Below are 19,220 nucleotides of genomic sequence, written 5' to 3'. Positions count from 1 at the left end.
AGTAAAGCGCGGCGTACGCGGGACACCGGGCCGCGACCCGGCCCGCACGACACGCCCCGAACAACCAGCACCTGGTCGGCGAAGCACATAGCGAGGTCCCAGAACTCCCCACCGGCAGAAAGCAGGCGAGAAGATGCGACATCCGAAGCGAACAGGACGATTGTCCGGTCCCGGCCGAAAGGTGCAGCTGGCGACCGCAGCCATGCTGCTGGTGGCCACGACCATGGCGGCCTGCGGTGACGGCAAGGACGACGGTGCCACGACGAGCGCCCCCGCCGCGCCGGCGACCATCCCGGAGCTCACCACGGACCCGCTGACCCTCAGCTTCATCTGGTTCGAATGGCCGCCAGCCCAGGCGCTGGAAGCCTTCGCGAACGAGGAGTACAAGAAGGAACGGCCGAACGTCACCATCAAGGTCAACACCGTGCCGAACGCGAACTGGCACGACGCGATGTTCACCCAGTTCGCCGCGCGGAAGACCGACTTCGACATCGCGATCCTCGACTCGCAGCACATCGGCGAGGCCGTGACGAACGGCAACATCCTCGACATCACCGAGTTCGTCAAGAACAACATCGAGGTCGACGCCTACAACCCGTACCTCCTGGCCGCCTACGGCCAGTTCCCCCAGGCGGAGACCGGCCAGCGCGACGAGAACGCCAGCCTGTACGGGCTGCCGCTGCTCGGCGACACCTGGACGATGATCTACCGCAAGGATCTGATCGGCGACGAGCCACCCAAGACCTGGGACGAGATGATCTCAGTCGCCGAGAAGTGCCAGGCGGACAACCCCGGCGTCAGCGGGCTGGCCTTCCACCAGGCCAACGGCTCCGACGCCGCGGCCGTCACCTACAACACGGTCAACGGCGTCTACGGCGGCAACCTCTGGGACGCCAAGAACCGCAAGATCGAGGGCGTCCTGAACGACGCCGCCGGCCAGGAGGCGATGGACGTCCTGGTCAACAAGATGAAGCCGCTGACCGCCAAGGGCTCCGGAAACTGGTTCATCGACGAGGTGAACGCGGCGGTCGCCCAGGGCAAGGCTTGCATCGCGTTCAACTGGATCGCCGCCAGCGGCGGCCTGCTCGATCCGAAGGAGTCGACCCTCGGCAGCACCCGGGAGCAGATCCTCGACAAGCTCGGTTTCGCCACTCTGCCCAGCCAGAAGACCGACCTGGTCCCGCTCGGCGGTATGGGGATGCACGTGTCCGCCTACTCCGCCAAGGACAACCAGGCTGAGGCCCTGAACTTCATGAAGTGGTTCGAGCGCGCCGACATCCAGAAGAAGTGGGCCGCCGCCGGTGGTGTGCCGTCGCGTACCGACGCCCTGGAATCACCCGAGTTCCTCAACGCCGGGCCGTTCAACCAGGTGTACGCCGACTCGGTGCCGCGCATGCGGGACATGTGGAACGTGCCCGAGTACGCCCGCCTCGTCGACATCGAGAACACCAACGTGAACGCGGCCCTCAACGGTGCGAAGAGCCCGCAGCAGGCGCTCGACGACATCGCCAAGGAGCAGCAGGCCGTGCTCGACTCCAGCAACCGCAAGGGCGGCGGCGGACTGTGAGTGACCCCGTACCTGTGACGGCCGAGGACCCCGGGCAGGTGGTGTCCACGACGCCGCCTGCCCGGGGGCGGTTCCGCCGGTTGAGCGACCGTGGGCTCGCCGTCGCCTTCATCTCCCCCGCGCTGCTGCTGTTGCTCGCCATGTCGGTGTTCCCACTGCTGTGGGCGTTGTACCTGTCCTTCACCGACTACTCGGCCACCCGTGGCGGGCCCGCCCGGTGGGTCGGGTTCGGCAACTACACCGCAGTTCTGACGTCGGCGCAGGTCCACCAACGCACCCTGACCACGCTGATCTACGTGGTCGGCGCGGTCACCCTGCAGACGGTCCTCGGTTTCACCATCGCCTACCTGATCTCCCGGCGTACCCGTGGGCGAGGAGTGCTGACCACCCTGTTCCTGGTGCCGATGATGCTCTCACCGGTCGTGGTCGGCCTGTTCTGGCGGTTCATGCTCGACGCGCAGTTCGGCGTGATCAACAGCATGCTCGGCTCGCTCGGCATCGGGCAGGTGGAATGGCTCACCCGGCAGCGAACGGCGCTGATCTCCCTGATCGTGGTCGACACCTGGCAGTGGACGCCGTTCATCATGCTCATCGCCCTCGCCGGTCTCACCGCGGTTCCCAAGTACCTGTACGAGGCCGCCTCGATCGACCGGGCGTCCGAGTGGTTCCGGTTCCGCACCATCACCCTGCCGCTGGTGTGGCCGCTGCTGCTCATCGCCGTGCTGTTCCGGGCCATCGAGGCGTTCCGGCTGTTCGACCTCGTCTACATCCTCACCAACGGAGGCCCGGGTGTCTCCACCGAGACGTTGTCGTTCCACGTCTACAAGGTCGCGTTCCTGGGCTTCAACACCGGAACCGCCTCGGCGTACGGGATCCTCATGGTCCTCGTCGTCATCGTCCTCACCCAGCTCTACCTGCGCTACCTGAACAAACTCAAGGAGGGCTGATGGCCGTCTCCGTCGACGAGGCCGTGTCCCCGGGTCCTACCCGGCAACGCCGGCCCGCCACGCGTCGTTTCGGCGGCGGCCGGGGTCGATCCGTGGTGGAGGTCGCGCTGCTGGCCGTGCTGGCCGTGGTGATGCTGTTCCCGGTGCTGTGGATGATCGAGACATCCATCAAGGAGAACCGGGACGTCTACGCCGTCCCGGCCCAGTTCTTCGGCTTCACGGTCACCATGGACCACTTCCGGGACGTGTTCATCGCCCCCGGCGGCGGTCGTTCGGACCTGTCCGTGGCGTTCCTCAACTCCGTACTGGTCGCCGGGGTCTCGACGACGCTGGCCACCGTGCTGGGGGTTCCGGCCGCCTGGGCCTACTCCCGCTTCGCCGTCAAGGCCAAGAAGGACCAGCTGTTCTTCATCCTGTCCACCCGCTTCATGCCGCCCGTGGTGGTCGTGATCCCGATCTTCCTCATGTACCGCCAGGTCGGCCTCATCGACACCAAGCTCGGCCTGATCCTCATCTACGCCGCGTTCAACCTCCCCTTCACCATCTGGATGATGAAGGGCTTCGTCGACGAGGTGCCCGCGGAGTACGAGGACGCCGCCATGCTCGACGGCTACACCCGTCTACAGGCGTTCCGACGATTCACCCTTCCCCTGCTCGTACCCGGCATCGCCGCGACGGCGGTCTTCGCCCTCATCTTCTCGTGGAACGAGTTCGTGTTCGCCATCTTCCTCACCTCCAGCGACGAGGTCCGGACCGCCCCACCCGCCATCGCGGGTCTGATCGGCGGCACCACCGTCGACTGGGGACTGGTGGCCGCCGCCTCCGTGGTGTTCGCCCTACCGGTGCTCATATTCGCCTACCTGGTCCGCAAGCACCTCGTCGCCGGTGTGACGCTCGGGGCGGTGCGACGCTGATGGCGGGCATCGAGGTGACCGCGCTGCACAAGCGCTACCCGGACGGGACGGTCGCGGTCAAGCACGTGGACCTGTCCATCGGCGACGGTGAACTGTTCGTGATGCTCGGCCCGTCGGGCTGCGGCAAGACGACCACGCTGCGGGCCATAGCCGGCCTGGAGCGGCAGACGACGGGCGACATCCACATCGGCGACACGCTGGTCAACGACCTGCCGCCCGCCGAACGCGACATCGCCATGGTGTTCCAGTTCTACGCCCTCTACCCGCACCTGAAGACCCGGGACAACCTGGCGTTCCCGCTGCGGGCCGAGGGACTACCCAAGGCGGAGGTCCGCCAACGGGTCGACGAGGCCGCCCGACTGATGCGGCTCGGCCCGCTGCTGGACCGGCGACCGCGCCAACTGTCCGGCGGCGAGCAGCAGCGCGTCGCGCTGGCCCGCGCCCTGGTGCGACGACCACGTGCCTTTCTCATGGACGAACCCCTCACCAACCTGGACGCGGAACTGCGGGCGGACATGCGCACGGAGATCAAGCACCTACAGGGGGAACTGGGCACGACGATGGTCTACGTCACCCACGACCAGGTCGAGGCGATGTCCCTCGGTCACCGGATCGCCATCCTCAACAAGGGCCGCGTCGAGCAGATCGGCACACCGCTGGAGGTCTACGACCGTCCGGCGAGTCTCTTCTGCGCCGCGTTCATCGGCTCTCCGCCGATGAACCTCATCGAGGTGGAGGTGGCCGACGGGAAGCTACGCAGTCCCGGCGGGCTGGCCCTCACGCCACCGCCGGGCCTGCCGCGCGACCGTCGCCTGGTCGCCGGGGTCCGACCGGAGGCGCTGGAGGTCACCGAACCGGGGGCGGACGGGTCGGTCCCGGCCCGGGTGGTCTCGGCGGAGTGGCTGGGCGACGAGATCATCTACGTCGTCGACCACGGCGGCGGGCACGACGTACGGGTCCGGATGCCACCGACGGTCCGGTTCGCCGCCGACGCACCGGTCGGGCTGCGGCACACCGGCGGCAACCCGACGGTCTACGACGTGAGCACGGAAGAACTGGTGGCCTGATGGGAACCGTGGCAACGCACGGGCTGTGCAAGTCCTTCGGCAAGGTCCAGGCCCTCGACGGGGTGACCCTGGAGGTGCCGGACGGCTCGTTCTTCGTCGTGCTCGGGCCCTCCGGGGCCGGCAAGACGACGACGCTGCGAGCCATCGCCGGCCTGGAGAAACTCGACGCCGGGTCGGTGCATCTGGACGGCAGGGACGCGACCGGTGACTCCCCGGCCGCACGCGACCTGGCCATGGTCTTCCAGAACTACGCCCTCTACCCCCGCCACACCGCGTACGAGAACATCGCGTCGCCGTTGCGGGCACGCCGCTGTTCGCCGAGCGAGATCGCCGCCGCCGTCGAGCGGATGTCGAACCTGCTGCACATCGAACGTCTGCTACAGCGGCGTCCCGCGCAGTTGTCCGGCGGTGAGATGCAGCGGGTCGCCCTGGCCCGGGCGCTGGTCCGCAGCCCGCACGCATTCCTCATGGACGAGCCGCTGACGAACCTCGACCTCAAACTCCGCGTCGAGATGCGCACCGAACTCACCCGCATCCACCGCAGCCTCGGGGCGACCTTCATCTACGTGACCAACGACCAGGTCGAGGCCCTGTCCATGGCCGACCAGGTGGCGGTGCTGAAGGAGGGGAAGGTGCAACAGGTCGGAACGCCGACCGAGGTGTACGAGCGTCCCGCCAACACGTGGGTCGCCGGGTTCGTCGGAAGCCCGCCGATCAACCTGCTCGCCTGCCGCGCCGAGGGAGATCGGCTCGTCGGTGCGCAGGGCTGGACGCTGCCGCGGCCCCGCTGGTCCACCGTCGAGGACGGCCGTGCGCTGCTGCTGGGCGTACGCGCCGAGGACCTGTCCGTCGAGCAGCGTGGGAGCGCGTCGTTGTCGGGGGAACTCTACGGACTTGAGCCGCTCGGTGACCGGACGGTGGTCGACGTCCAGGTGGGTACGGAGATCCTCAAGGTCAAGGCACGACCCACCGTCACCGCGACACCCGGCGAACGGCGGCAGGTCACGGTCGACCTGGACCGGGCCCACCTGTTCGACGCGGACACCGGGCTGTCGCTAGCCGGGCGGTGACCGCGCCGGGTGGCGGTGTACGCCCCGGCAGCCGAACCTCGACGGACCGTCACCCCGGGGCTCGATCCGACGACGTGGCGACCGCCGGTGGCCCGGGGCGACCGGCGGCCCGCGTCGCCTGGGGACCGGACCACCACCACCGACCCGCCCGTCTACGCGTACGCGATCGCTGAGGCACGCCGGAGATCATCACAGGAGGCGACGCAATGAGTGACCCGACGAACGTCCTGGCCCCCGAGCACCGGCGGCTGCGCATCGGCGGCGCCTGGCGCGACGCCACAACCGGAGCCACCTTCACCGTCGAGGACCCGGCTACCGGCAAGACCATCGCCGAGGTGGCGGACGCCGACGTCGGCGACGGGCTCGCCGCGCTGGACGCGGCGAGCAGGGCCATGGCGCAGTGGGCGGCGACCCCGCCACGGAAACGGTCGGAGTTGTTGACCGCGACGTACCAGGCCCTGACCGAGCGGTCCGAGGAGTTCGCCCGGCTGATCACGTTGGAGATGGGCAAGCCGCTGGTCGAGGCGCGGGCGGAGGTGGCCTACGGCGCCGAGTTCTTCCGCTGGTTCGCCGAGGAGGCGGTACGCGTCGAGGGGCGCTACCGCACCGCTCCCGCCGGTGGCTACCGCATCCTCACCGTGCCGAAGCCGGTCGGACCGTGCGTCTTCGTGACGCCCTGGAACTTCCCGTTGGCCATGGGCGCCCGAAAGATCGCTCCCGCGCTGGCGGCGGGCTGCACGACGATCACCAAGCCGGCGGCCCAGACCCCGCTGACCATGCTGTTACTGGCCCGCGTGATGGAGGAGGTCGGCGTCCCGGCGGGCGTGGTCAACGTGGTGACCACCACCCGGTCCGGCAAGGTGGTCTCGGCACTGCTGGCCGACAGTCGGACCCGCAAGCTCTCGTTCACCGGGTCGACCGAGGTCGGACGCCTGTTGCTCCGCCAGGCAGCCGACAACGTGCTGCGTACCTCCATGGAGCTGGGCGGCAACGCGGCCTTGATCGTGTGCGCCGACGCGGACCTGGACGTCGCGGTCGACGGCGCCATGGTGGCCAAGATGCGCAACATCGGGCAGTCCTGCATCGCGGCCAACCGGATCTACGTGGAGGAGCCGGTACGCGAGGAGTTCACCGCACGTTTCGCCGAGCGGATGGGCGCGCTCTCGGTGGGCCACGGTCTCGACGACGGTGTGGACGTCGGGGCGCTGATCGACGACACCGCCGTCACCACGATCGACGAACTCGTCGCCGACGCGGTCGGTCGCGGTGCCCGGGTCGTGGTCGGCGGCGAGCGGCCGGACGGGCCGGGTCACTTCTACCCGCCCACCGTCCTCACCGACGTACCCGAGGACGCGCGGATGCTCCGGGCGGAGATCTTCGGGCCGGTCGCGCCGATCGTCTCGTTCACGTCCGACGACGAGGTGATGGCGAAGGCCAACGACACCGAGCACGGTCTGGTCGGTTACGTCTTCACCCGTGACCTCCAGCGGGCGCTACGGTTCGCCGAAGGGCTGGAAACCGGGATGGTCGGCGTCAACCGTGGCCTGCTGTCCGAGCCGTCAGCTCCGTTCGGCGGCGTGAAGCAGTCCGGGTTCGGCAAGGAGGGGTCGCACGAGGGCATCCTCGAGTACCTCGACCTCACCTACGCGGCGATCGACCTACCGTGACCGGCCCACCGCTGCGGGCACCCGCCGACGCCGTGTGGGTCACGCGGGTGGCCCGGACCTCCCCCACGCACAACGCCGCCGACGTTCCGGAGAGGCACAGACATGCTTGAGACCGTCCGCGGACCGCGCCAGCTGATAGTCGGCGAAGGGGTCGCACAGAACATCCCGCGAGTGGTGGCCGAGAGTGGCTCGCGAGTCCTCATCGTCACCGACCGGGTCCTGCTGGACCAGCCGGGTGTGGCCGAGATCGTGGCCGCCGTGCGAGAGCGGGTCGAGGTCGTCGCGGTGTTCTCCGAGGCGACTCCAGACGTGCCGCTCACCGACGTCGACCGGGCCGTCTCGGTCGCCGCCGAGGTGGACGCCGACGTGACCCTCGCCATCGGCGGCGGCACGGTGATCGACCTCGCCAAGATCGTCGGCGTCATCCGGCGGCACGGCGGCACGCCGCGCGACTACTACGGCGAGGCGAAGGTGCCGGGGCCGACGATCCCCCTCGTCGCGGTCCCGACGACGTCCGGCACCGGCTCCGAACTCACCCCCGTCTCCGTGTTGACCGACCCGGACCGCGAACTCAAGGTGGGGGTCTCCAGCGTCCACATCGTGCCCGACTTCGCCATCGTCGACCCCGAACTCACATACACCTGCCCGACGACCGTCACCGCCCACTCCGGTATCGACGCGTTCTGCCACGCCGTGGAGAGCTACACGGCGCGGCCCCGGGCCCACGGACCGCGTGACCCGGTGGAGCAGGTGTTCCTCGGCCGCAACCGGGTCACCGACCACTACGCGCTCCTGGCCGCCGAGCGGATCGCCCGTAGCCTGCCTCGCGCGGTCCGCGACGGCGGCGACACCGAGGCACGCGCGGACATGTCCTACGGCTCGATGCTCGCCGGGATCGCCTTCTCCCACGCGGGCACCGGAGCCCCACACGCCCTCCAATATCCGATCGGCGCGGCCACGCACACGCCACACGGCCTTGGCGTCGGGCTGCTCCTGCCCTACGCGCTGGACGCCGCCAGGGACGCCATCGGCGACCGGTTGGCCGTCCTCGCCCGGGTGTGTGGGCTAGACGTGACCGATGCTTCGGAGGCCGAGGCCACGGACGCCTTCCTCACCTGGCTCGACGGGTTCCTCGCCGAGATCGGTATCCCGCCCACCCTGGCGGACATCGGCGTGGCCCGCGCCGACCTCCCACGCTTCGCGCAGATGGCCAGTGGCGTCACCCGCCTGATCCAGAACCATCCGGGCCCCAACGACACCGCCAGCCTGACCGCGATCCTCGAAGCGGCCTGGACCGGGGATCGGATCATCTGACGCCGGGTTCCGTGCCCGGCCTCGTCGAGGAACGAGCGGGCACCTCACCTGTCATCATGACGGAGTGCCGATCGCTGCCGACGCGGCTGTCCGGATCCGGCGAATCCACACGCTGCTCAGCGTGCAGTCGCTGGTCGTGGTGCTGCTGTCGATCAACCGGCTGAGTGGGATCACCACCGGCTACGTCGCACCGAACCAGTTCCTGCGCTGGACTGACCTACTCAACATGCTCGTCCTGCCGGTCGTCAGTGTGCTGGTCGCGATGGGCCTGCGCGAGGTGACCCGCAGCGGCGCGACCCGGCGGTCCGGTGACCGGGCGCTGTCGGTGGTCTTCGTGGTGGGGGTTTACCTGCTCGGTGCCGGCTACGGCAGCCACGAGGTGACGAACTATCTGCACAGTCGCTTCTGCGGCGCTGACCTCGATCAGATGTGCGCCATCATCGTCTACCAGGACGACGAGTTCTCCCACTGGGTCTTCTTCAGCGGTTTCCTCCTGATCAACCTGGCGGTGCTGCTGACGGTGCCGTTGTACCCCACGACCCGGCCGGCCGTCGGCTGGCACGTACCCGCGCTGCTCGGCAACGGCATCGTCTTCGGCCTGGCCGTCTTCGCCAACCTGTCCTTCGAACCGATCGGGCTCGACCTGTACGTGGTGGCCGCGCTGGCGGTGGCGGCACTGGCTCTGTGGTGGCGTCGGCGACGGGAGCCCCTGCTGGTCTACTACCTGGTCGTCTACTGGTTCGGCCTGCTGTCGACAGCGGTCTACACCCATGTCGTCTAGGGCTGCGCCGCCAGCGGCCACAGGCGACGCCGGGTCGCGGCCGTACGCCTCGAAGGAGCCCGTCGGATGATCGAGAATCCACTGGCCAACCCCCATCTGCCGGGGACCGCCTGGCGGCTCGGCACCGTGCTCGCGGTGGTCGTCGCGGCACTGCTGTGGCGGCACTGGCGAACGGTACGGCGAGGAGCACACTCACCGCTCGCGGCCAAGGCGCTGACTGTCGTGTGGGTGGCGCCCGTTCTCCTGCTCGCCGTCTTCGCGGGGGCGGTGCCACTGGCCCTGGTGGTCGCGGTGGTGGTGACGCAGTCGGTACGCGAGTACGCCGTGCTGGCCCGACTCGACCGGCCGTACCGCGTGCTGCTGACCGCGTACTGCCTGGTCACCCTTGTGGTGGCGCTGGCCGGACAGCCGACGCTGCTGCTCGCGCTCCCCCCGGCGCTGGTCCTGGTGGTCGCCGCCGTGCCGATCCTGACCGGCCGGGTCGCCGACGCGCACCGGCAGCTGGGCGCGGTGGTCTTCGGCCACCTCTACATCGGCCTGGGCCTCTCCGTCGTCGTGCTCGCCCGTCAGGCCGAACCGTGGGGGCTGCGGTTCCTGGTCGTGGCCGGCACCGCCGTGGTGTTCGCCGACGCCGGTGCCTACCTGTTCGGCAACGCCATCCGTGGACCCAGGCTCGCCCCGAGTGTCAGCCCACAGAAGACCTGGAGTGGTGTCGGCGGTGCCGTCCTGGGCGTCGCCGGTGGGCTCGCCCTGCAATGGCCTCTGGTGCCCGATCGCTGGGGGCTCGCGGTGGCTGTCGCGCTTGCCGTCGCGCTCAGCGTGGGCGCGGTGTGGGGCGACCTCGTGGAGAGTGTCGTCAAGCGGGACGCCGGAGTGAAGGACGCGGGCACCGTGCTACCCGGCTTCGGTGGGTTGCTGGACCGGTTCGACTCGTTCCTCCTGAGCATCCCACTGGCCTTCGCCGTCGTCCTGCTGCTCACCCGGTAGGTCACCGACAGCGCCGTACCGCCGGCACCGCCGCTGGTAGCGCCGAACCGCCTCGGTCAGGTGCGCACCGGTGAAGTCGGGCCAGAGGGTGTCGACGAACATGAGTTCCGCGTACGCCACGCGCCACAGCATGAAGTTGGAGATCCGGTGCTCGCCCGAGGTGCGGATCAACAGGTCGACGTCAGGCATGTCCGGGTACTGGGTGAACTCGCCGAGGAGCTGCTCGGTGATGTCGTCCGGCGACACCTGCGCCCGGACGATCGCGCGAACGGCGTTGACGAGTTCGGATCGGCCACCGTGGTTGAAGGCCAACGTCACGGTGAGCCTGGTGTTGGCGGCCGTCACCCGCTCGATGGCGATGATCTCGTTGAGCACCTCCGGCGGAATGCGGGCGTCCTCCACGCCCATGTACCGCACGCGTACGCCCCGGGCGAGCAGTAGCTCGCCGTACTGCCGGATCGCCTCGGCATTGAGCCGCATGATCGCCGCGACCTCGGGACTCGGCCGACTCCAGTTCTCGGTGGAGAACACGAACAGCGTCAACCACCGCACCCCCAGGTCGAGCGCCGCGTCCACGCAGCCGAGCACGGCGGCGACACCGGCCGCGTGCCCGGCTGACCGGGGCAGCCCCCGCCGGGTCGCCCACCTGCCGTTGCCGTCCATGATGCAGGCGACGTGCCGGGGCAACTCCCCCGTCGGCCGGAACTCTCCCACGTCGACGTTCGACGCCCGCTACACGCGCTCTGGCTGCCGCCGGGACCGACCAGGTCGGATGGCGAGGGCGGCCCGAGCGTACTGAACGAGCGAGGCGTAGTAGAGCACGAGGCCGAGCACGGTGAGGGCCAGCGTGCCGGCGTGCAGGACCGACGCCCACGGCAGGTCGATCGCCGGCAGCAGGTACCCGGGAAGGCCGACGAGCAGTGCCAGTGTCCCGATCTTTCCGCTGCGGGTGACGGGCCTGGCCATCGCGCCTCGGGTGATCACGCCGACCACGAGTGCCAGGGTCAGCTCGCGCAGCAGCACACCGAGCGCCACCCACCAAGGCAGCAGGTCCACCACGAGAAGGGACACGACCAGAGCCGCGATCGTCACCCGATCGGTGATCGGGTCGAGCCAGGTGCCGACGCGGGTCACCTGGTTCAGCCGGCGAGCCAGATATCCGTCGAGGACGTCCAGGGCCGCGAACGTCCAGAGCAGAACGAAGGCGACGCCGTACGCACCCCGCCCGATGATCAGATAGACGATGACCGGCATTCCGGCCAGGCGGATGAAGGTGATGCCATTCGCCCAGGTGAATACCTGGTCGGTCGCGGTGGGCGTCGTGCCACCGCGGGCCCCTGAGGAGAAGATGTCATGACGAAAGAACGTCGCCACCCGCGCGCCGATTCCGGGCTCAGCCACCAACGGCCTCCCACAGGTTTGCAATTGTCCCGCTCACGGTAGCGTCCGAGTGGAGCGACCGCCATGGCTGAATCCCGTACAACCGTGCCGATTACCAAGATCAGAATGGCATACCCCACCGCCGCAGAGTGGTAAGGTCACAGCAGCACAATCGCCGCTGTCAGCTTCCACGCGTCGGATGTGGTGCGGATGCGCCGTCGAGGCATAGCCGGACTCGTCGCGGTCGTGACCGGTGGTTCACAAGGCATCGGAAGGTCCATCGCCGAACGCCTCTCGTCAATGGGCGCGCACGTCGCGATAGGCGACATCGACACCCAGTCGGCCCGCGAACAGGCCGCCCGGTTCGGCGCGCTCGGGTTGCCCCTCGACGTCACCGACGAGAACTCGGTGCAGGAATTCCTCACCGAGACGCGAACCCGACTGGGCGCGATCGACGTACTGGTCAACAACGCCGGCGTCCTCATTCCCGGCGAGTTCCGCACGCTCTCCCCCGTCGAGCACGACCTACAGATCGGGGTCAACCTCGGCGGCGTCGTACGGTGCATGCGACTGGTGATACCGGAGATGGTGGAACGCGGCTCCGGCCACATCGTCAACATCGCCTCCATAGCCGGCCGGATGCCCTGCCCCGGCGCCGCCGTCTACAGCGGCAGCAAGGCCGCCGTCATCGCGATGTCCGACGCCGTGCGATTCGAACTCGCCGGGCACGGTGTGGGCGTCACCGCCGTGCTGCCCACCTTCGTCCGCACGGAGATGGCTGCCGGCCTGACCCTCGGCGGCATGCCGACCCAGGGCACCGAGTTGGTGAGCGCAGCCGTGGCACGGGCGCTCACTCGACGTCGCCCCCCGGCCCGAGTCGCCGTACCACGATGGTCCGGCCTCCTCGCCACCCTGGACACCATGGCCCCCCGCTGGTCACGCGACGCCGCCCGACGGGCGGTACGCCTGGAGGCACAAGCCTCCTCCCGGTCGAGCTACCAGTCACGGATCGACAAGCAGATCGCCGGCCATCAGGGCCACAACGAGCAGCGCTGACGGGTGAGCCACGATCACGTACTCAGGAAGAAGGCCACGATCGAGCCGAAGATGGCGGCACCGTACTGCACGATCGCCGCGGTGTTGAACGGCAGCCCCGGGCTCGTCTCCACCAGTCGATACAGCGCGATGTTCTCCTGGACGGACTTCACTTCCTGGGCGGTCGTCGGCGGCTCCGCCCCGGTCAGCGGCAGCATCGCCAACAGGGTCGCCTGGCGGGCATTGCGGACGGCCACGAACAACAGCATGTGCGGGATGATTCCGGTAGCCAGCGCGCAGACCGCCGCGATCGGCGGAACGGCCCTGATGACCGAGTCGAGCACGGCGCTGGAGCCGTAGGTCGAAGCCCTGATGGAGAGCAACTCCACCGCGAGCAGGGCGATCAGCGTGACCGTCGTGGTGAAGGCGTACCCGGTGCTCATCCGGGCGATGGCGGGAGTGCTGGCCGGTGAGTGCCAGACCAGGTTCAGGTCGCTGGAGCGCAGGATGCGGCTGGCGAAATAGACGAAGAACGCCATCCAGTACGCGCAGTTGCCGCCGATCAGCGTCGACCAGAAGATCGCCAGGTACGACACCGGCCCCATCTCGAGGTTGTCCACGATGTACGGCTGGATCAACCGCAGCAGCAGGCAACAGGCAACCGAACCGGCCACCGTCACCACGAGCTGACGCCGGACCGACATGAACCGCATCAGCGCGTCGGCCAGCGCCGCACGCAGCGAAGAATCCCGAATCAGGTCGTCGAGGTGGGGAGCCGTCTCCGCCAGGAGGGTCCACACCCACCACGCGCACAGCAGACCGAACACGCTGAGGGCCGACAGAATCGCCACCCAGGAGACGGCTTCGAACGTGTGCAACGCGTACGTGGGGGCGAAGAGTCGCGCTGTCACCTCGATGTAGAGCGGCAGACTCGCGGCGAGCGCGCACGGGCCCAACGCCCGCAGCAGACCGGGCCACTGCCGATCTCCGGGATGACCCATCCGCGCGAGACGCACCGCCAACATGCGGTCGAAGCCCCGCTCTACCGGCGTCACCAGAGTCGGCACCTGGCGTGTGATGGTCATATCACATCCGTTCGCAGACTGACGCACGTGACTGGCCCGAGCGTAGAGCGCGACGTCAAACGTCAGTCCCTCGAAATCCTCGATCAATTCGACCGCGCCCTGCACCGGCGGGACTGGCGGTATTGGTCGGCATCTGCGGCAGCGCCAAGGGCTGGCCTTTGTCCGTGCCGGCGCTCGTCGAGGTCGTATCCGTGATCGATGCCGCCCCGAGTTCGATCTAATCCTCGACGGCGTTCGTAGCGCGACGCCGAATCGGAGCAGGGTAGCCGGCGGCCTGCTTACCGTCGGCGGGTGGCGGCTGTCAGGTCAGCGCGGATCGCAGCGCGTCCACGGCCGGGCGCCGTGCGGCGATCATTGCGGGAATGGCGGCGAGCACGGCGATGGCGAGTAGGACGCCGAGCGCGGTGCCGAGCAGCCAGACGGTGGGCGGGTAATGGACCTCGTCCCGGCTGAGGAAGGTGAGCAGCCCGAGGCCGGACGGGATCCCCGCCACGACGCCGGGTAGGGCGGGAAGCAGTTGCGCTGCCGCCAGGCCCATGCCGGCCTGCGCGGGCGTGGCCCCGAGCGCCCGCGCGACGGCCAGTGGCTGCCGAGCGTCGAGGACAGCCGTCCAGGCGCTCACGACCGCGTTGATGAGCGCGAGGAGGCAGAGTACGACGATGACGACGAGCAGCGCCTGCTTCATCCGCTCGCTACGGGGGTTGGCGAGTTCCGTGTAGCCGAGGTCGAAGCGCTCCACCTGGCCGTTGACCACGAGTACCGCGACGAGTGCGGTCGTGGTGATCAGGGCGTTCACGGTGACCAGCCGGGCACGGCGCGGCCGGCGCGCGTTGATCCGTACCCCGATCAACAGGGCGGTGGGCAGCAGCCGCGACAGCCGGATCCGCCACCGTCGACGGTGCGGTGGCGTCGCGGCGTCGGCCAGTGCGTGGACGGTGTTGGTGGTGACGGCGCGTACGACCGGCACCAGGGTCGCCGCCACGGCGATCGTCAGGGCGAGGAGCGTGGCGGCGACCACGGTACGCAGCGCGGGCGGCTGGGCGTTGACCGAGCCGACGAGCCCCACGCTGGGGCGGATCAGCACGGGTGCGACGGACCAGCCCACGGCCACGCCCGTCGCGGCGGCGGTGAGCCCGATGAGCAGGTACTCGGCGAGATGGACGGCGGCGATCACGGCCGGTCCGGCACCGACGGCCTTGAGCAGCCCCACCCGACGGCGTTGCCCGATGATCCGGCCCGCGACGATGCCGGCGACACCGGCCAACGCGAGGCCGCTGAGCAGCCAACTGCCGACGAGCAGCGTCATTTGCGCGTCCCGGTACAGCCGACCGTTGAGCCGGCCGATCTCCTGCCAGGTTGTCGCGTGGGGGCGATCGCCGTAGTTGACGCTGTCCGCCGGGTCGGTGAGTTTGAGGTTCAGGGTGTACGACAGCGGTTTGCCGTCGGCGAGCGTGGCGATGTCGCCGCGCTCGACCCAGACCAGGCCGCCGCGCTCGACCAGCACGCTGCCGGAGTAGTGCCACCCGGCGTACGGATACGTCGGTCTCGCGGCGGTGACCGCGGTCCCGGCCACGGACAGCGGATGGCCCTCGATGTCGACGGTGTCGCCGACGCGGATGCCGAGGGCGTCGGCGAAGGCGCTCTCGACGACCACGCCGCCCGGGCGTACCCAGGTGCCGTCGGTCACCGCCGGCCGGTTGATCGAGTCCGGTACGACGTCCCGGCCTTCGACAACGGCGTGCGCGGACCCACCGGCAGCCGTCATGGTCAGGTAGGCGATCGGGAACGGCCCGCTGTGATCAGCGACGCCGGCCGCGCCGGGCAGCGGTGCGAGTTCGTCCAACGCGGCCTGACCGGTGGCCAGGGGCGTCATGATCACGTCCGGTCCGGCGGTGGCGGCCCGGGTCTGCTGGTACGGCCGATCGGCGATCTCGTTGAGGTTGAGGCCGAGGGTCAGCGTGGCGGTGGTGGCGGTGATGGCGACCAAAAGCAGCAGGGTCTCGGTCCGGCGGCGGCGCAGGCTTCGCATCAGCAGCCGGCAGATGAGCAGGAGGCGACCGGACATGTCAGCGCCGCCCGTCGTAGACGTTCCCAGTGGTGGTGGCGAAGCGGCTGTCGTCGGCGAACGCCCCGTCCCGCATCGAGATCACCCGGTCGGCGACGGCGGCGATGCGGGCGTCGTGGGTGACCACCACGAGGGTCTGCCCGGCGCTGTGCAACTCCGCGAACAGCCGTAGCACCTCCAGGGTGGCCGCACTGTCCAGGTTGCCGGTGGGCTCGTCGGCGAGTACGACCAGCGGCTCGTTGCTCAGCGCGCGGGCGATCGCGACCCGCTGGCGCTGCCCGCCGGACAGCGCCGAGGGCAGGTGGGCGGCCCGGTCGGCCAACCCGACCCGGTCCAGCAGGTACATCGCCCGTCTGCGGGCCCGTCCCGGCGCACGGCCGGCCAGTAGCGCCGCCAACTCGACGTTCTCGACCGCGGTGAGCTCGTCCATGAGGTGGAACGACTGGAAGACGAAGCCGACCCGGTCCCGCCGCAGCCGGGCCAGCGCCCGTTCGCTGAGCGTGTCGATCCGGTCCCCGGCCAGCCACACCTGCCCACCGGTCGGGCGTTGCAGGCCGCCGAGCAGGTGCAGCAGGGTGGACTTGCCGCACCCGCTGGGGCCCATCACCGCCAACGTCTGCCCGGCGGGCACGTCCAGGTCGACCTCGTCGACCGCCCGTACGAGGGTGTTGTCCGAGCCGTACCGTTTGGTCAGCCCGCGTGCCCGCAACGCCATCGAACCGGTCATGCCTGCTGCGCCTTCCGCCCCGTCCGATCACGATCGGCCCACATCCGCTCACATGCCTCCAGCCACTCCAGGTCGGCCCGCAGCCGCAGCACCACACCCTCCAGCAGCAATCCGGCGATCGGATCCACCGACCTGTCCAGTGCGGCGAGCTGGGTGTCGCGCAGCCGGCGCAGTACCTCGCGCCGCTGTGCGTCGACGAGTGCCACGGGATCGGCCAGCCGGGCAGCCGCAGCAGCCACCAGCTTCAGATGGAACTCCGTCAGGTCGGGCTTCGGCCAGCTCACCTCGGCCAGCCAGCCGGCGACCCGTTGCTGTCCGGCCGGAGTCAACGCGTAGACGCGACGGTCGGGCCGGTCCGGCAGCCCGTCGGCTCGCTCGGAGGTCACCAGTCCGGCCTTACCGAGCCGGGCCAGCGTCACGTAGATCTGCCCGGCGTTCATCGTGTCGCCCAGCGGACCGAGGGCGTCACGCAGGCGGCGGCGTAGTTCGTACCCGTGCGCCGGCTCCTTGGCCAGCATGGCCAGTACCACGTCCTGCACCCCAGCACACCCCTCGCTCCAGACCGCTAATAGATAGCCGTTAGCTATAGGGTTGTCAATCCCGAGCCGCGCCGTACCGCTGCGGGGCGGTGGCATCAGATCAGCGGTAGTCGACGCCGGTCAGGGCCTCGGCTGCCGCCCACAGCCGCTTGCCGACGACCGGATCGGCGGCGGCCCGGCTGAGCCGGGCCTCGGTGACCCGGCCCCGCGTCTCCCACAGCCCGGAGGGGCCGAAGAACTGGCCGCCGCGCACACCGGGCTCGGTCGCGGCACGCAACTGCGGCAGTGCGCCCTGCCGCACCGGCTGGGTCGCCAGCAGCCCGGCCCACGCGATCAGCCGCCCGAACCGGCCACGGTGCTCCCACGCACGCGGAGTCAGGTTGGTGCGGGTGAGACCGGGGTGGGCCAACGCGCTGACGATCGGCACTCCGGCCGCGCGCAGACGGCGGTCCAGTTCGACGCCGAAGATCGTGGTGGCGAGCTTGGACCGGCCGTAGGCCGACGCTGCCCGGTAGTCACGTTCGAACATCAGATCGTCGAAGTCCAGGTGCGCGTTCTTGTGCGTGATCGAGCTGAGACTCACCACGCGGGCCTCCCGCGCCGCAGCCAGGTTGTCGAGCAGCAGGCCGGTCAGCGCGAAGTGGCCGAGCATATTGGTGGCGAGGTGCAGCTCGAATCCGTCGACGGTGGTCCGGCGCGGGCCGAGCAACACCACGCCCGCGTTGTTGACCAGCAGGTCGATAACCGGATGGTCGCCGGTCAGCCTGGCCGCGAAGGCCCGCACGGAGGCGAGCGAGGCGAGGTCCAACTCGTACACCTCGACGTCGCCGCCGATCCGCCGGGCGACGTCCGCACCGGCGGCGACATCGCGTACGGCGAGCACGACGTGCGCGCCGTGGCGGGCCAGTTCGGTCGCGGTGACCAGGCCGAGGCCCGAGTTCGCGCCGGTCACGACGGCGACCCGACCACGCTGGTCGGGGATGCGGTCGGCGGTCCATCCGGTCATCTGCTGCTCCTGGGAGGTGTCGGTGCGCTGGGCCACCGACGCTAGGACCGGTCCACTCCGGTTCGATCGTTCTCGGCTGCCTAGGTCTGCGGGTCCTACCTTCGCCGGTCCGGGCCGCTGCACACTTGCGGCATGAACAGCCTCCAGCCGTACGCTCGCGAACTCGGCGACTTCCTGCGTGCTCGGCGCAGCCGGCTGCGTCCGCACGACGTCGGCCTGGAACCGGGCGGCCGACGCAAGGTCACCGGGCTCAGGCGCGAGGAGCTGGCCCTGCTGGCCGGGCTGAGCACCGACTACTACCAGCGGATCGAGCAGGGCCGGGAGGTACGCCCGTCCGACGACGTCCTGGACGCGATCGCCGGCGCGCTGGGCCTCGACGACGGGGAACGCCGGCACCTGTTCACCCTCGCCCACGCCGCCCGCCGGTCGGTGCCCGCCCGGGTGAACCGCGATCCGGAGCGGGTGCCGGAGGGCACCCGGCGCCTGCTGCGGGTGATGGACACCCCTGCGGTCGTCCTCGGTCGGCACCTCGACCTGCTCGACTGGAACCCGATGGCGCAGGCGCTGCTCGGCGACCCCGACGTCTACCCGACCGACCGGCTCAACATGCTCCTGCTGCTGTTCGACGACACGCTGACCGGCGAGCGCAGCTGCCCGGACTGGGAACGGCAGGCCCTGGACTACATCGGCATGATGCGTGCCGCCGTCGCCACCGACCCCACCCATCCGCGCGCCACCGCGATCGTCGGCGAGCTGAGCATCCGCAGCGCCGAGTTCCGGCGGCTGTGGGCCCAGCACGACGTACGCGAGGCGGTCAGCGGCACGAAGACCTTCCGGGTTCCCGAGGTGGGCGACATCGTCCTGGCCTGGGACACGTACCCGCTGCCGGGAAACCCCGGCCCCGTCATGCTCGTCTTCACCGCCGAGCCGGGCAGCGCCGACGCGGACCGCCTACAGCTCCTGGCGTCGCTGCACGCGACGCCGGTGGGCGTGGGCCCCGCACGGCAGGGTGTGTCCGGTGATCCCGGCGTACGGTGACAGGTCCGGCCGCGCCCTCGGTGCCACCTCG

The 19,220-nt window shown here is 69.8% G+C and carries 18 protein-coding genes; 11 read left to right on the top strand and 7 right to left on the bottom strand.

Translation table 11 applies throughout. The features are described 5' to 3' along the window. Nucleotides 1-181: 181 nt before the first annotated feature. From ACLQ2S_RS17285 to ACLQ2S_RS17245, 9 genes are all read left to right on the top strand, one after another. Nucleotides 182-1,567 carry an extracellular solute-binding protein gene (locus ACLQ2S_RS17285; RefSeq protein WP_309223375.1) on the top strand — a complete coding sequence of 462 codons (1,386 nt, stop codon included), beginning with the start codon at nucleotides 182-184 and terminating at the stop codon, nucleotides 1,565-1,567. Between the two features lie 14 nt (nucleotides 1,568-1,581). After that, entirely contained in the window at nucleotides 1,582-2,514 is a 933-nt protein-coding gene (locus tag ACLQ2S_RS17280) for a carbohydrate ABC transporter permease (protein ID WP_309223374.1), read from the top strand. Then, complete coding sequence (locus ACLQ2S_RS17275; RefSeq protein ID WP_155218834.1) at nucleotides 2,514-3,428, top strand: carbohydrate ABC transporter permease; 915 nt, start codon at nucleotides 2,514-2,516, stop codon at nucleotides 3,426-3,428. The genes ACLQ2S_RS17280 and ACLQ2S_RS17275 overlap by 1 nt, the downstream gene beginning before the upstream one ends. Then, complete coding sequence (locus tag ACLQ2S_RS17270) at nucleotides 3,428-4,495, top strand: ABC transporter ATP-binding protein (protein ID WP_155218832.1); 1,068 nt, start codon at nucleotides 3,428-3,430, stop codon at nucleotides 4,493-4,495. The genes ACLQ2S_RS17275 and ACLQ2S_RS17270 overlap by 1 nt, the downstream gene beginning before the upstream one ends. Next, entirely contained in the window at nucleotides 4,495-5,565 is a 1,071-nt protein-coding gene (locus ACLQ2S_RS17265; protein WP_425702039.1) for an ABC transporter ATP-binding protein, read from the top strand. The genes ACLQ2S_RS17270 and ACLQ2S_RS17265 overlap by 1 nt, the downstream gene beginning before the upstream one ends. A 206-nt stretch (nucleotides 5,566-5,771) precedes the next feature. After that, a complete protein-coding gene (locus ACLQ2S_RS17260) occupies nucleotides 5,772-7,232 on the top strand; it encodes an NAD-dependent succinate-semialdehyde dehydrogenase (protein ID WP_155218828.1) in 1,461 nt (486 codons plus the stop codon). Between the two features lie 102 nt (nucleotides 7,233-7,334). Next, nucleotides 7,335-8,546, top strand: a complete 1,212-nt coding sequence (locus ACLQ2S_RS17255) for an iron-containing alcohol dehydrogenase (RefSeq protein WP_155218826.1) — start codon at nucleotides 7,335-7,337, stop codon at nucleotides 8,544-8,546. A gap of 64 nt (nucleotides 8,547-8,610) precedes the next feature. After that, nucleotides 8,611-9,327, top strand: a complete 717-nt coding sequence (locus ACLQ2S_RS17250; protein ID WP_155218824.1) for a hypothetical protein — start codon at nucleotides 8,611-8,613, stop codon at nucleotides 9,325-9,327. A 66-nt stretch (nucleotides 9,328-9,393) separates the two neighbouring features. Next, a complete protein-coding gene (locus tag ACLQ2S_RS17245; RefSeq protein WP_155218822.1) occupies nucleotides 9,394-10,314 on the top strand; it encodes a phosphatidate cytidylyltransferase in 921 nt (306 codons plus the stop codon). Here ACLQ2S_RS17245 and uppS read toward each other — a convergent pair. Both uppS and ACLQ2S_RS17235 read right to left on the bottom strand, forming a co-directional pair. Continuing rightward, entirely contained in the window at nucleotides 10,222-11,028 is an 807-nt protein-coding gene (uppS, locus tag ACLQ2S_RS17240) for a polyprenyl diphosphate synthase (protein WP_309223373.1), read from the bottom strand. The genes ACLQ2S_RS17245 and uppS overlap by 93 nt on opposite strands. A gap of 18 nt (nucleotides 11,029-11,046) precedes the next feature. After that, entirely contained in the window at nucleotides 11,047-11,715 is a 669-nt protein-coding gene (locus ACLQ2S_RS17235) for a CDP-alcohol phosphatidyltransferase family protein (protein ID WP_155218820.1), read from the bottom strand. Nucleotides 11,716-11,904: 189 nt separating this feature from the next. On the opposite strand from ACLQ2S_RS17235, the gene ACLQ2S_RS17230 reads away from it, so the two are divergent. Further along, entirely contained in the window at nucleotides 11,905-12,750 is an 846-nt protein-coding gene (locus ACLQ2S_RS17230; RefSeq protein ID WP_425702038.1) for an SDR family NAD(P)-dependent oxidoreductase, read from the top strand. Nucleotides 12,751-12,764: 14 nt separating this feature from the next. Here ACLQ2S_RS17230 and ACLQ2S_RS17225 read toward each other — a convergent pair whose 3' ends face one another. The 5 genes from ACLQ2S_RS17225 to ACLQ2S_RS17205 form a co-directional block, all read right to left on the bottom strand. Next, nucleotides 12,765-13,814 carry a hypothetical protein gene (locus ACLQ2S_RS17225; protein WP_155218815.1) on the bottom strand — a complete coding sequence of 350 codons (1,050 nt, stop codon included), beginning with the start codon at nucleotides 13,812-13,814 and terminating at the stop codon, nucleotides 12,765-12,767. Nucleotides 13,815-14,115: 301 nt separating this feature from the next. After that, nucleotides 14,116-15,879, bottom strand: coding sequence for an FtsX-like permease family protein (locus ACLQ2S_RS17220; RefSeq protein WP_425702037.1), 1,764 nt, complete (start codon nucleotides 15,877-15,879; stop codon nucleotides 14,116-14,118). A gap of 1 nt (nucleotide 15,880) precedes the next feature. Continuing rightward, a complete protein-coding gene (locus tag ACLQ2S_RS17215) occupies nucleotides 15,881-16,606 on the bottom strand; it encodes an ABC transporter ATP-binding protein (RefSeq protein ID WP_425702036.1) in 726 nt (241 codons plus the stop codon). Continuing rightward, nucleotides 16,603-17,145 carry a PadR family transcriptional regulator gene (locus tag ACLQ2S_RS17210; RefSeq protein WP_425702035.1) on the bottom strand — a complete coding sequence of 181 codons (543 nt, stop codon included), beginning with the start codon at nucleotides 17,143-17,145 and terminating at the stop codon, nucleotides 16,603-16,605. The genes ACLQ2S_RS17215 and ACLQ2S_RS17210 overlap by 4 nt, the downstream gene beginning before the upstream one ends. A 100-nt stretch (nucleotides 17,146-17,245) precedes the next feature. Continuing rightward, a complete protein-coding gene (locus ACLQ2S_RS17205; RefSeq protein ID WP_155218808.1) occupies nucleotides 17,246-18,151 on the bottom strand; it encodes an oxidoreductase in 906 nt (301 codons plus the stop codon). 132 nt (nucleotides 18,152-18,283) lie between these two features. On the opposite strand from ACLQ2S_RS17205, the gene ACLQ2S_RS17200 reads away from it, so the two are divergent. Further along, nucleotides 18,284-19,189: a helix-turn-helix transcriptional regulator gene (locus tag ACLQ2S_RS17200; protein ID WP_155218806.1), complete on the top strand. Its 906-nt coding sequence runs from the start codon at nucleotides 18,284-18,286 to the stop codon at nucleotides 19,187-19,189. Nucleotides 19,190-19,220 lie beyond the last annotated feature (31 nt).

The organism is Micromonospora sp. DT48 (assembly GCF_049844495.1).
Classification (GTDB): Bacteria; Actinomycetota; Actinomycetes; order Mycobacteriales; family Micromonosporaceae; genus Micromonospora.
The sequence above is the reverse complement of the archived record's forward strand: the minus strand, read 5'-3'. Positions and strand labels throughout refer to the sequence as shown.

Excerpts from the sequence above, each read along its gene's own strand:
- ACLQ2S_RS17275 (WP_155218834.1), top strand. The coding sequence starts at position 2,514 with ATGGCCGTCTCCGTCGACGAGGCCGTGTCCCCGGGTCCTACCCGGCAA.
- ACLQ2S_RS17270 (WP_155218832.1), top strand. The coding sequence starts at position 3,428 with ATGGCGGGCATCGAGGTGACCGCGCTGCACAAGCGCTACCCGGACGGG.
- ACLQ2S_RS17265 (WP_425702039.1), top strand. The coding sequence starts at position 4,495 with ATGGGAACCGTGGCAACGCACGGGCTGTGCAAGTCCTTCGGCAAGGTC.
- ACLQ2S_RS17260 (WP_155218828.1), top strand. The coding sequence starts at position 5,772 with ATGAGTGACCCGACGAACGTCCTGGCCCCCGAGCACCGGCGGCTGCGC.
- ACLQ2S_RS17255 (WP_155218826.1), top strand. The coding sequence starts at position 7,335 with ATGCTTGAGACCGTCCGCGGACCGCGCCAGCTGATAGTCGGCGAAGGG.
- ACLQ2S_RS17245 (WP_155218822.1), top strand. The coding sequence starts at position 9,394 with ATGATCGAGAATCCACTGGCCAACCCCCATCTGCCGGGGACCGCCTGG.
- ACLQ2S_RS17230 (WP_425702038.1), top strand. The coding sequence starts at position 11,905 with ATGCGCCGTCGAGGCATAGCCGGACTCGTCGCGGTCGTGACCGGTGGT.
- ACLQ2S_RS17225 (WP_155218815.1), bottom strand. The coding sequence starts at position 13,814 with ATGACCATCACACGCCAGGTGCCGACTCTGGTGACGCCGGTAGAGCGG.
- ACLQ2S_RS17220 (WP_425702037.1), bottom strand. The coding sequence starts at position 15,879 with ATGTCCGGTCGCCTCCTGCTCATCTGCCGGCTGCTGATGCGAAGCCTG.
- ACLQ2S_RS17215 (WP_425702036.1), bottom strand. The coding sequence starts at position 16,606 with ATGACCGGTTCGATGGCGTTGCGGGCACGCGGGCTGACCAAACGGTAC.
- ACLQ2S_RS17205 (WP_155218808.1), bottom strand. The coding sequence starts at position 18,151 with ATGACCGGATGGACCGCCGACCGCATCCCCGACCAGCGTGGTCGGGTC.
- ACLQ2S_RS17200 (WP_155218806.1), top strand. The coding sequence starts at position 18,284 with ATGAACAGCCTCCAGCCGTACGCTCGCGAACTCGGCGACTTCCTGCGT.